Below are 12,824 nucleotides of genomic sequence, written 5' to 3' on the forward strand. Positions count from 1 at the left end.
ATTCCTTAAATGGCACAGTCTGTTCTCTTTATTTTTCATGATTTAGTTTTTGTTATTTCCTAGTAGAAAAACAACGAGGCATCACTGGGCTCCTTAGAAAGAAAACTAAATAAATTAAACTAAAAAAATAATTTTGCTAAAGATAAAAACTTACTCTTGCGTCCCTTTATTAGAGGAATTAATTTGTCATTTTAAAAGAAAATTTCTTGCTAGTTTTTATAATTAATTGCATGATCGCTACTTTTTTAGTTAAATAAGCATGCTCCGCTAAAATATGGAAAACTGGGTTGCTACAGCAAGAGTACTTCTTCGTGGATGTGAATACACAGTATTTATTAGCGGCATATCTATAATCTTTGGCCTATTTCTTGGTATCATCATTGGCTCATTAACCTCTCAGTACTTTTCTTGTCGTGTCTTACGTTCTTTAGGGAGCCTATATGTGACTATCATCCGGGGCACCCCTCTATTCATTCAAATTCTCATTTGTTATTTTGGCCTTCCAACAGTAATCCGTGTAAATTTATCTCCCCTGGCATCAGGGATAATTTCTTTAAGTATTAACTCCTCAGCATATCTTGCAGAAATTATCCGTGGAGGGATTAATTCTTTATCCATAGGGCAATGGGAGTCTGCTAAAGTTTTGGGATATAAAAAATCACAAATTTTTCTTTATATTATTTATCCTCAGGTATTTAGAAATATTCTTCCCTCCTTAACAAATGAGTTCATTGCCTTAATTAAAGAAAGCAGCATCTTAATGGTCGTAGGAGTTCCTGAGCTTACGAAAGTAAGTAAAGACATCGTTTCTAGAGAGCTCAATCCTATGGAAATGTATAGTATCTGCGCAGGATTGTATCTAATAATGACATCATTACTTTCTTATTTTGCCAGATTACTTGAAAGAAAGAGAGAAGAAACATGACCGTCAAAGTACAAGATCTTACCTATTCCATTAACAATAAGCAGATTCTCTCTGGGGTATCCTTTTCATTAGAAGCTGGACGCATTACTTTATTTATTGGCAGAAGCGGTTCAGGGAAAACTACAATATTGCGTGCTCTTGTTGGTCTTCTTCCTCCTACGGAAGGAGACATGACTATTTCTGGAGAACCACCCGCTCTTGTTTTTCAACACCCCGAGCTATTTCCTCACATGACTGTGCTAAATAACTGCATCCATCCTCAAATCATTATCAAACACAAAAGTCTGGAAGAAGCTAAAGAACGCGCCTACAATCTCCTCAAGCAGTTGGATATTGAAAATCTTGCCAAACATTACCCTCATCAGCTATCGGGAGGGCAAAAACAACGTGTAGCTATCGTCCGTTCTTTATGTATGGATAAGCGCATTTTATTATTTGATGAGCCCACTTCGGCTTTGGATCCTTTTTCTACCCGGTCATTTCGATGTCTTTTAGAATCTTTAAAAGACCAGAACCTTACTCTAGCTATTTCCACACACGATGTGCCTTTCATTCAAGAATGCTTAGATCGTGTGTATCTTATAGATCAGGGAAAAGTTACAAGTATTTATGATAAACGAGATGGAGATTTGTCTTCAGAGCACCCAATAAGTCTTTACTTAAATTCAATGTTATTATCTTAAACGGCTGCAGCAACGCAACCGTTTCTCCTAATATAATTTTCTCCAATCACAAGAATAGAATGCCTGCATAACATAGAGATCCTGGGGTATCCCTTCGACTTGTTGATGATTTTCCATATGTAGAGCAATTCCTCTGCAACTTTCAGGAACGATAAATATTTTTGCCTGTCCTGGAGGAAGTTCAACAATATCATACTTATGTTGATTGATTAAAAGAGTGCCTAAGTGCACCAGGGGGAGAATTAACGTACTTGTTGTTTCTCTTAATTGTTTTTGTGTATTCCAAGGAGAATAATCATAACGTATTTTTAACTGTACTTTAGGATGCTTACACCCAAGAATTGAAGGAATGACCGCTTTCAATGTACAATCCCAAATATAGATTCCAGAATATTGTCCATAGAGAATATCGTCTTCTAAAGAAAAACAAGAGCTTTTTTCCTGTGCCTGCGCATAATGTAGAGACGACATAGGAAATTTCCCCGAAACTGCCTCTTGCTGTGATCTCCAAGTAAATCCTACAAATCCCTCTTTAAGAATATCTACGGGTAATGAATTTTTTAATGCAGGATTCCATCCTAGAGAATAGAATCTATCATATTCACTAGAATACTCATTAAGAATCTTCTTTGCATTGCAATTTTCTGCATCATGTACTTCTGCAATTTTTTGAATAATAGCAACGGTCTTTTGCATTATAGAAGTTATGGGTTCTGGCTTTCTTTTCTCTACAGGATTGAAGAAAGAATTTCTTTTTCTCATAATTTATTTTTACTTAATAAAAAAATTAATTTTTCTTTTTTAAAAACTAAAATATTAATTAATTAAATAAAAAATAATTTATTAAAAAATCATCTATTTATTTGAGAAACGTCTTATTGTTGAGAAAACTCTTTTGTGTTTTCCCATGGCAAAGGAGACACAGTTTGCGGGGGAGTAGAATCCCCTAAAGAAGAAAATAGTTTGTCTGCAAGAGTATTAAAGGGGCTGGTAATCATATAACTTTTTAGTAAAGCAATTCGCGAGTAAGCGGATGACCAATCAACTTCAGGAGATGAAATCGATCCTCGAATTTTAATTAAGAAAAAGTTCTTTGTTTTCAATGAAGTATTATGAAAATATTTTTTAATAACTTCAGGATCAATACCCAAAGTCATGGAAATCCTGTCTTTAAGAATATTTGTTTTCCCCCATAAGGCAAGGCGAATCCGATTATCAATCAGAGCATCAAAACGCTTACAAATGATACTGCCTTTTTGTACTGAGAAAAAGATAGGGGTAAACCATGATTCTACAAACTGTTTATTCTCTTCAATATCAAGAAATTGGAATAGATCATACATCGTTCCTGTATTTGCAACAGAAATCTTACCAAAATCTACGATAGCAGATTGAATATGAAATTCTTCAAAAGAGTATGGTGCTATTGGGAGATAAAAGTTTTCTTTGCTTACTTGAAGTACAACAGGATGTTTTGAGTATGCACCTCCAGCAATTAGGGGATTGAACTCTTGAAAGAATGCACGATTAATTGCTTCATTAATCTGTAACGTTGCTTTGAGATCATCTTCTAAAAGAATGGCTTTCTCTTGAATAATCAGGGGGATGTATGCTTGAAGGTTTGCAGAATCCACTTTTACAGTAAAGGGCCCTTCACCACGAGTGAGATGATGAAACATTTCTACACGAATTCTAGGCCCTGCTAGAGAAGAAATTTTTATTTTAACTTCTGGAGAAATAGGAAAAATTCCTGTAATAAATGATGAGGGGATATCTTTCCACTCTGCCGTTTGAACGAATTCTCTTCGTGAAGGATTAAGAATATTCTCTACAGATCCTCGAATGAGAAACTCAGCAGAAATTTTATTAGTATCCTGACTAGGAGCTAGGCAACTTCCTTGAAGATCGTACTGAATCTTCGTATCAAGATTATTTGAAGAAATTGACCCTGTTAAGTTATTAATAATAAACGTTTCTTTAGAAATATGATCATAAAATATTAGGGGATTCGTCGATAATGTTCCTTCAAATCCTCCTTCAGTAAGTAGAGATAAGCAGGACAATCCTGTTTGCTGTTCCGCGCAAGAGAGTTTCGAAATGTCCATTCTTGCAATAGCAGTCCTATGCAATGTGCATGAAGGGAAACAAAAAGAATTTGAGAAGAAGCTAGCATAGCGTTCAGGGGTAATTTCCCATTGTAAACTACCCTTTGTTTTTTGTGACAGCATTAGAGATTGGTCCATAATAAAAGTAACTTCTCCAGAAACAGCCTCTGTCTTTAAAGAAGAATCAAAAATGAATCTGTCTTCTTCTTGTGGATCATAGCGTAAAGAAAAATTCATATTCCCTATAGGACCAACATACGTGGATAGTTTTCCTTCTTTTTGCTGTATTTTTAACAATCTATCGATAGGGAAATCTATAACCTCTCCGGAACCTTGTATCTTAATATTTTTACTATCTATAGGTTTTTGTGGATCTAGAATCGAGATAATAAAGTCGGGGATTAAAATCCGTGTAGAGGGCAAATCCGGTGATTCCATATCCTCAACCATCATTTGAATATTTCCCTTAGTTAACGCCTTACACCCATCCGTATGAAAAGAAAAGCTAGCTTTAGTGAGGTTTAAAGGTATAAGCCTAGGAGAAATCATACTCAAAGGTAAGGACACAACTTTTCCATGAACCAAAGTGGAACATGTTTCTGGTTTTATAGGTTCATTAACCTTTCCAAATTTCCCATGAAGAAAAACTTCATTTTCTCCTGCAGTCATTTTCATGGAAAATTTAGGGAAATAAATATGTGTAGGAACGACCTGTACTTTCCCTGAAAAATTCACTTCAGCATGAGAAAAGTATTGAGAGAAGCTTTTTCTTAACCTTTCTTCAAAATGATACGTTGCATCTCCCTGGAATAACAAAGATTGTAGAGTTCCAGACAACATACACCGAAGTTTCATCAAAGAATTGTCTAAATCTACAGTAGCTAGAAGTTGAGAGTGTTTATACTCTCCCCGCACTTCTAAAGAGTAATAAGGACTCTCTAAAGGAATATTAATAATAAACGGACGTGGAAATAATGCTCTTAAATAGGTATGAGGTAGATTAGGCTGCTGCAAAAGAAACTCTGTACGATTTTTCTTATTATCTATAGTCATACTCCCATGAATATATGATTGCGCTGCTCCTCCAAAGACAGCTAATGTAGAACCCTGAATTCGGGTATACCGCATCGTTTTCTTGATGGATATTTCAGAATTTTTTAGTTCTATAGACAAATTAGGATCTTCAGGAGAAAAAGTAAGAGAATGTAGATAGGTGTTTAGGGAGATTTCACTATGTTTCCACTGAAACACATCTAGAGGAACTACTGCTTGAGAAACATGAGCTCTGATCTTTTGGCTAGAAATTGTTTTGGCTAGAGGGAGTAATTCAGAACATAAAAATGAAGCCAATTGTGGTTGAACTTCTACAAATGATGGACTTCCTTCAACAATATAAAAGGAAGATCGATGAATATATCCCTGTAATTTAGCTTGCATTTGGCTTCCCTGGACTTCAGCAGTCATGAGAATTTTTCCATGCACATTAGCTGCAGATACTTGAGCATCAAGGATACTCTCATTAGAAAAAACATGGTCCCACTTAGGATCAGAAACAAACAACCTAACAAAAGAAGCGGGGACAGACTCTAACTGAGCAGAAATATTTACTTCAGGAGAGAGGGTACTTTCAATAAAAATTCTTCCTGTAATATTTCCTTCTGTAGCTATCCCTTTAACCAAGAATTTGTCCGGTGTTTTCTCAAAATAAAACCCCGAAAAAACAAGAGTATCCTTGTTAATCGTTTTCATAGCAATCGAGCCATGTTCCGAAATTACTGAAGAACTACTCTTTGCTAAGAGAGCAAAAATAGTGCCTGGGTCAAGATTCCCTAGGGAAGGGTGATCTATCGTGAGACTTTCATCAATTTGTAATGACCATCCAGACAGAGTAATAGCTTTAATTCTTTGATACAAAAGAAGACGAAGTAAAGATCCTTCGATATATAAGGTTTCTGCTGAAAATAATTCTCCTTGACGATCCTTCCCTATAACCTTGATTTTTTTTGCCTTCTGAGGCCCAAACCAAGATAAATGCAAATCTTCAATTGTGCATGATAATCCTGTTTCCTTATGGATGACAGATAGCAAAAGATATTTTCCTGATCCTTTAGATAGCAGGGCTGGCAGAAAAAATACAAATACCCCTAAGCCCAACAGTATTCCTAGAGTATTAAACCACGCCATACGTTTCATCATAACTTCCTAGCAATGTCTTTAAGAGTTAAATTATAAACACTATGTTTCGCTTGATCTAACAGCTCATGAAAACAAGTCTGTACTAAACGCAAAGCAACTTCTGCTTGGACATAACTAAAGGTATGCAGATGTAACAACTTCTCAAGAATATCTTGAATTGTTAATTCGGAAATATAGTAAGATGGCTTATACGTTTCCTTATAAGATAAGACTAAGCCCTCACTTTCTAAAATCTCTAAACATTGAGCAAGTTCACCGATAGGGACGTTAGAATTTTTGGCTAAGCTTTCTAAAGTAGGTGAGGGATATCCTTCATCAAAATCCCTTGATATCTCTGCAAGAATATAAATACTAATGACTAACTTCGTATAACAGTTAGGTAGATACTTATCCGTGGAAAGGATGAAGCTATACCCTTGATTCTGAATTAAAAAAGTTAACACGCCTCCAAATAAGTAAAGACACGCATAAAAATATAAAAGTAAAAGAAAGGAGGGAAGAGCAACCAGTGCTCCATAGGTAAAGCTATAATTAAATAGGTAATACTGTAAACAAAAGAAAATCTTCTGAAAAATTATCCACAAAGTCCCTGCTACTAAAGAAGCTGTAAGTGCTGCGTTTTTTTTTACAGAAACACGAGGTAAGAAGGAGTAACAGCAAAATAAAACTGCGTAAATACCCAAGTAGGGAATACACAAAGATAGAAAATAGATTACCGCCATCAAGTGACTAAGAGACAACAATCGGGGATACTGTATTGGCATGATTTGCGTAACATATACCCAAAAACCAGAAACAATAATAAACACCATTGGACTAATAAGAGTGATTACAAAATACGTTATTAGTCTATGTAGAGATATGGGAGTCCACCCCATACGGAAAATCTTATTTAAGCTATCCTCTAAAGATACCAACATCAGAATCCCTGCCCAACAAAATACAAAGAAGCTCCCAACAAGAACTACGCTTACATTATTTGTTGGAGAACGATGTGCAGCATCAACAATAGCTAAAATAGGTTCTTTATAATCCGGAAATTTGATTAACAGCCATTCTTTCCAATCTACATCTAAAAATAGTGACTGCGATAGTCTTAAAAAAAATACGAGTATGGGAATACATCCGAATAACCCGTAGTAACTTAAAACACAGGCTTCTTTAGCTGTTTCATTTCTTAATAAGACTTTGGGAGCAAGTAAAAAAGATTTAAGAATGCGATTATTCCGAAACCTCGAATTTTGTTTTTTTTTTGAAAATGACGAGAATCTTCGAAACATAATTACATTGAAATCATTTTTTATTTATTTTAATAAAAAATGACTATTTAATTCCGAATTTTTCTTCATTATGAAGCATGAATTTTAACACATGAAATCAAGAGAAATAGTGGAAATTCTTTACGACAAAGATTTTCTGCTTTCGCACGACTCCCTAAAGATTTTTTAGGCGATACCCACTCTTCCATATGTTCAATAACTAATCCACATGCAGACAAAGCTTGGACCCAATAACTTAAAGGAAAATGAAAAGAAAAAGAGACTTCTGATTGTTTTTTCCCGGGATGTGCTAAAATAGGAATTTGTATGGGGGATAGATAACGATCAATCTTTCGCGACATTAATTTTTTATTTTCATCATAATGCCACGAAGAACATCGAGGTATACGAAAACATGGATGATTTAGCACTAAAAAAAAACGCCCTTGAGATTGAAGAAGTTGCGCCGTATTTTGTATTGCCCTATCCGGAAACTCCATATTCTGCAAAGAAAGAATAGCCACAGCACAAGAAAATAAAGAAAGATCAGAACGAATATGGAATTGTTTTGTCAGATCTTGTATCAAAAATTTGTGTTTTATTGATTTGCGTAGCTTCGTAGCGATAGCTACTAAACTTGGGGAGACATCTATTCCTAAATATCTACATTCCTTAGGAATTGCTCTTTCAAAAATTCCTTGACCACAACCAATATCTAATACAGAGCTCTGAGAATTTAAAGATAAAAGGGGGAGCAACTTAGGTAAAATGACTTCCCTATGATAGTAATGTCCATTAAGTTGCACTATTTGATGATAATCTCTAGCTATAGGCTCCCAAGAAGTGAGTTGCCTATCTTGCTTAACTGATTTTTTATTATTAGAGGAATATTTGGGCATTAATGAATTTTCATATGAAGAAGAAAAATAAGCAAGAGGAAATTATCGATATTGTTATATAAGCAATCCCTATGTTCTGATACATAGGGATTATATACTACACATCTATGTGTAGGGTGCATCCAAAACTCATATAATAGAGCTCGTTAATCGAACTCTACTACTGACGAGTCTTCCTCTCCCTCCTTAGTTTCGGATGTTTCTCCTTCAGGGGTAGATGTAGATGTAGCTGCTTCGCTTACTTGTTTCTCTTCAGAAGAGCTGCTTTGTAATGGTTCAATGGAAATTTTCTGAGCTACTGTTTCCAGATGCTGAATAGTAGCCGTAAGTTTTTCACAAGACGCTTCTAATTCAGATTGTTTCTCTTGTAAGAATTTAACTTGCTGTTCTTTCAGAACCGTTTCTTGTCTTATGCTGTCTAAAGCTTGCTTAGCCTGGTCGACAACCTGTTGTAGATCGGTCGTCTGAGTTCTTAAAGAAGCAACTGACTCAGTCAACTCTTTGATACCGTCTTGAGATAAAACAGATTGTAAAGAGGACAACATAGCTTCAAAAGAAGAAAATGTCTTACCGATGCCCGCTCCAAAAGTGTGTAATGATTTTAAATTCTCTTTAAACTCCAGAACAAGTGCTGAAAAATCTCCCGTATGAACTTCCAGTCTGCTTCCAAATAATCGGAGTTGATTCGATAGCGCTGACAACCCTTGTAATTGCTCAGAAAGATCATTATTCATCTCGCTTAAACATTCAACTTGTTCAGATAAACGAGAATTTTCTACATCAAAACGCTGATTTTCTTCTCGTAAATCTTCGACCTGCTTTTTAAGTTCACGAGCTACTTTTGCAGGAGCACTATCGCGAACACCTATTAATACAAGAGCAAAGGCAACAACCATAACCACAAGCATAATAATAGCAGGTATTACTGCTACAGCAGCACCAAATGACCAAAATGCTAAAGCAGAAAGACCAACCATAAAGAGAGCGATAGCTGCAATAATCTTCACAGCATGAGAAACTTTTTGCAAGGTAGATTCACGTTCTGGCTTTATAGCAACTGGAGAAGAAGGGGTAGGGGATACACATGATGGTTTTTGGCTTTCAGAAACATTTACAATCGTTGTCATAATTAGCACTCTGCAATATTTTTTTTAAAATTTGACGAATAGCTTATTATCACAATTCAATAAGATCAATCGTTTTATATATTTTCTTAAGTTTTTGATTCTCGTTCCTAGAAGCATGTGCAAGTCCTCATTAAAATCTTGCTAACAGAAAATCCTATGACCAATACCATCCAAAATACAATAAAACTTTCCCTAAAACATCAAGATATCTAGGAATTTTAATCGAAAGATGTCAAAATTTACCCTTAGAAGTTTTTCCTAAATATAGCCTAAATGTATAATGGGGTACGTGTGTAATAACTTCTAAAACTATGAAGTATTTTTCTTAAATTTTGATAGGCAATAGTGTGAAAAACACAAAGCAACGCCAGGTATCCATTGCCCCTTCAATTATGGGTGGGGATCTTGCTTCCCTTGGTAGTGAAGCTCGAAGAATTGCGCAATCAGGTGCTGATTTCATTCATATTGATATTATGGATGGACATTTTGTCCCGAATTTTACTTTCGGCCCTGGAATTATTGCAGCAATTAATCGCTCTACAGACATTTTTTTAGAAGTTCATGCAATGATTTACTCTCCTTTTGATTTTATTGAAGCTTTTGTGAAAGCAGGAGCCGATCGTATCATTGTACACTTCGAAGCCTCAGAAAACCTTAAAGAATTACTAACCTACATTAAAAAATGTGGGATACAAGCGGGGCTTGCCTTTTCCCCAGAAACTTCTATAGAATTTATCCCATCATTCTTGCCTCTATGTGACGTTATACTACTTATGTCTGTACATCCAGGTTTTTGTGGTCAAAGTTTTCTTCCTGAAGTTTCTGAAAAAATCCGTTTTACAAAAAAAGCAATTCAATTAGCAGCCCTAGAAGGTAAATGTTTCATAGAAGTCGATGGGGGAATCACAGAAAATTCAGCCAAGATATGTCGTGAAGCAGGGGCGGACATTTTAGTAGCCGCATCTTATATATTTCAGCACGATGGGCTAACAATGGAAGAAAAAGTTTCGCTGCTTAGAGGAGAAAATCATGGTATTAAGTAACCAACTTTCTGTAGGAATGTTTATTTCTACTAAAGATGGGCTTTATAAAGTTGTTTCCGTTTCTAAAGTCACAGGTGCTAAAGGAGAGTCCTTTATCAAGGCTGCTCTCAAATCTCCAGACTCTGAAGACATTATTGAAAGAAATTTCAAAATAGGCCAGGAAATAAAAGAAGCCCAGTTTGAATCAAGAAATTTGGAATATTTATATATTGAAGACGACCATTGTCTATTTTTAGATTTAGGAAATTATGAAAAAATATACATCTCTAAAGAGATTATGAAAGACAATTTTCTATTCCTCAAAGCGGGGATTATAGTCTCTGCTATGGTATATGATGGTACCGTGTTTTCCATAGAGCTGCCTCACTTTTTAGAATTAATGGTGTCAAAAACAGATTTTCCTGGAGATTCCCTGTTAATTTCTGGAGGGACAAAAAAAGCTTTATTAGAAACAGGAATTGAAATTGCTGTGCCTCCTTTTGTAGAAATTGGCGATGTTATTAAAATTGACACGCGTACATGTGAATATATTCAGCGCGTCTAACTTCAGACTGAGAAGGTAAGAGAATACAGGTATGGATTTAAAGCAAATAGAAAAGCTTATGATTGCTATGGGTCGCAATAACATGAAGCGTTTTGTGATTAAACGAGAAGGGCTAGAACTTGAATTGGAAAGAGACACTGGCGATAGGCAAAGTCAAGAACCTGTATTTTATGACAGTAGGTTATTTGCCGGATTTTCGCAAGAGCGACCAATTCCTATGGATCCCAGTCAAGCCGTTAGTCAAGAGTTAGCCTCTGACAAAACTGAAAAATCACAACAAGCCGTCGGAGATTTTATTAGTTCGCCTCTTGTGGGGACATTCTATAGCGCTCCTTCACCTGACGCTCCTGCATTCGTTAAACCGGGAGATATCGTTTCTGAAGATACCGTTGTCTGCATTGTCGAAGCTATGAAAGTCATGAATGAAGTTAAAGCGGGAATATCTGGGCGCATTGTTGAAGTACTAATTACTAATGGTGATCCTGTACAATTTGGATCAAAGTTATTTCGTATAATTAAAGATGAATAATGAAAAAAGTCTTAATCGCAAATCGTGGAGAAATTGCTGTACGCATTATACGCGCGTGTCATGATCTAGGATTAGCAACAGTTGCAGTGTATTCATTAGCGGATCAAGAAGCCTTACATGTACTACTAGCAGATGAAGCGGTGTGCATAGGAGAACCTCAAGCTGCTAGATCCTATTTAAAAATCTCTAATATCTTAGCTGCTTGTGAAATTACAGGAGCTGATGCTATCCATCCGGGATATGGTTTTCTCAGTGAAAATCCAAATTTCGCCTCTATATGTGAAAGTTGCGGCCTTACATTTATAGGTCCAAATTCGGACTCTATTAAAATGATGGGAGATAAAATCGCTGCAAAGCAATTAGCTAAGAAAGTAAAATGTCCTGTAATTCCAGGATCAGAAGGCGTGATTAAAGATGAAGCTGAAGGATTAAAAATAGCAGAAAAAATCGGTTTTCCCATTGTTATCAAGGCAGTTGCTGGAGGAGGAGGCCGAGGAATTCGCATCGTAAAAGAAAAAGATGAATTTTTTAAAGCATTTTCAGCAGCAAAAACAGAAGCTGAGGCGGGTTTTAATAATCCCAATGTATACATAGAAAAATTTATAGAAAATCCTAGGCACCTTGAAGTCCAGATTCTTGGGGATAAACATGGAAATTATGTACATCTTGGAGAAAGAGACTGCACCATACAACGACGCAGACAAAAGCTTATAGAAGAAACTCCAAGTCCTATACTTACTCCCGAGTTGCGAGCTAAAGTAGGAAAAGTAGCTGTAGACTTAGCAAGAAGTGCTAATTACTACTCCGTAGGTACTGTAGAGTTTTTATTAGATAAAGATAAAAAGTTCTACTTTATGGAAATGAATACCCGTATTCAAGTAGAGCACACAATCACTGAGGAGGTTACAGGTATAGATCTTCTGAAAGAACAAATTTATGTTGCCATGGGGAAAAAACTTACATGGAAACAAAAAAATATTACGTTTACTGGACATGTAATTCAGTGTCGTATCAACGCTGAAGATCCCAGCAATAATTTTTCTCCTTCTCCCGGTCGTCTAGATTATTACCTTCCTCCTGCTGGTCCATCCATACGAGTAGATGGGGCGTGTTATAGTGGATATGCAATTCCTTCTTATTATGATTCAATGATTGCTAAAGTCATTTCTAAAGGTAGAAACCGAGAAGAAGCAATAGCTATCATGAAAAGAGCGTTAAAAGAGTTTCATATTGGAGGAATTCACTCTACTATCCCTTTTCATCAATTCATGCTAGATAATCCTAAATTCATTAACTCTGAATACGATATTAACTATATTGATACTTTGTTATCTCAAGGAGACCCTTTGTTTTAAAATTTAAATAATCCTTTCTTATCCATCTAAAGTACCTAGTACATCTGACAGTGAGAAGGGGGCGTATGCATGTAATCCATGCTGTTGATTTACATGCTTAGTGCTAATTTAGCTTTAAAAATGAACTTCTTATCTAGACTAAACAATAAAAAATTGAAA

11 protein-coding genes are annotated in these 12,824 nt (G+C 35.7%); 6 read left to right on the forward strand and 5 right to left on the reverse strand.

Features of this window, described 5'->3' with window-relative positions; all coding sequences use genetic code 11:
- Window positions 1-274: 274 nt before the first annotated feature.
- Complete coding sequence (locus M787_RS04465; RefSeq protein WP_021828379.1) at window positions 275-925, forward strand: amino acid ABC transporter permease; 651 nt, start codon at window positions 275-277, stop codon at window positions 923-925.
- Window positions 922-1,608, forward strand: a complete 687-nt coding sequence (locus tag M787_RS04470) for an ATP-binding cassette domain-containing protein (protein ID WP_021828380.1) — start codon at window positions 922-924, stop codon at window positions 1,606-1,608. The genes M787_RS04465 and M787_RS04470 overlap by 4 nt, the downstream gene beginning before the upstream one ends.
- A 27-nt stretch (window positions 1,609-1,635) precedes the next feature.
- Here the strand turns inward: M787_RS04470 and M787_RS04475 are convergent, their stop codons facing one another.
- The 5 genes from M787_RS04475 to M787_RS04495 all read right to left on the reverse strand — a co-directional run bounded on the left by M787_RS04475 (window position 1,636) and on the right by M787_RS04495 (window position 9,194).
- A complete protein-coding gene (locus M787_RS04475) occupies window positions 1,636-2,370 on the reverse strand; it encodes a hypothetical protein (RefSeq protein WP_021828381.1) in 735 nt (244 codons plus the stop codon).
- Between the two features lie 113 nt (window positions 2,371-2,483).
- Entirely contained in the window at window positions 2,484-5,906 is a 3,423-nt protein-coding gene (locus M787_RS04480; RefSeq protein WP_021828382.1) for an AsmA family protein, read from the reverse strand.
- Window positions 5,906-7,189 (reverse strand): YihY/virulence factor BrkB family protein, encoded by a 1,284-nt coding sequence (locus M787_RS04485; RefSeq protein ID WP_021828383.1) that lies wholly within the window; start codon window positions 7,187-7,189, stop codon window positions 5,906-5,908. The genes M787_RS04480 and M787_RS04485 overlap by 1 nt, the downstream gene beginning before the upstream one ends.
- A 68-nt stretch (window positions 7,190-7,257) precedes the next feature.
- Window positions 7,258-8,067, reverse strand: a complete 810-nt coding sequence (locus M787_RS04490; RefSeq protein ID WP_021828384.1) for a class I SAM-dependent methyltransferase — start codon at window positions 8,065-8,067, stop codon at window positions 7,258-7,260.
- 146 nt (window positions 8,068-8,213) lie between these two features.
- On the reverse strand, window positions 8,214-9,194 hold the full coding sequence (locus M787_RS04495) for a coiled-coil domain-containing protein (RefSeq protein ID WP_021828385.1): 981 nt from the start codon (window positions 9,192-9,194) through the stop codon (window positions 8,214-8,216).
- 392 nt (window positions 9,195-9,586) lie between these two features.
- Between M787_RS04495 and rpe the strand changes: the two genes are divergently transcribed.
- The 4 genes from rpe to accC are packed head-to-tail and all read left to right on the forward strand — an operon-like array spanning window position 9,587 to window position 12,665.
- Complete coding sequence (gene rpe, locus M787_RS04500) at window positions 9,587-10,237, forward strand: ribulose-phosphate 3-epimerase (protein ID WP_051273843.1); 651 nt, start codon at window positions 9,587-9,589, stop codon at window positions 10,235-10,237.
- Window positions 10,224-10,781: an elongation factor P gene (locus tag M787_RS04505; protein ID WP_021828387.1), complete on the forward strand. Its 558-nt coding sequence runs from the start codon at window positions 10,224-10,226 to the stop codon at window positions 10,779-10,781. Before rpe ends, M787_RS04505 begins: the two co-directional genes overlap by 14 nt.
- Window positions 10,782-10,812: 31 nt before the next feature.
- Window positions 10,813-11,310, forward strand: coding sequence for an acetyl-CoA carboxylase biotin carboxyl carrier protein (gene accB, locus M787_RS04510; protein WP_021828388.1), 498 nt, complete (start codon window positions 10,813-10,815; stop codon window positions 11,308-11,310).
- Window positions 11,310-12,665 carry an acetyl-CoA carboxylase biotin carboxylase subunit gene (gene accC, locus M787_RS04515; protein WP_021828389.1) on the forward strand — a complete coding sequence of 452 codons (1,356 nt, stop codon included), beginning with the start codon at window positions 11,310-11,312 and terminating at the stop codon, window positions 12,663-12,665. Before accB ends, accC begins: the two co-directional genes overlap by 1 nt.
- Window positions 12,666-12,824 lie beyond the last annotated feature (159 nt).

This window comes from Chlamydia gallinacea 08-1274/3 (assembly GCF_000471025.2).
GTDB lineage: Bacteria > Chlamydiota > Chlamydiia > Chlamydiales > Chlamydiaceae > Chlamydia > Chlamydia gallinacea.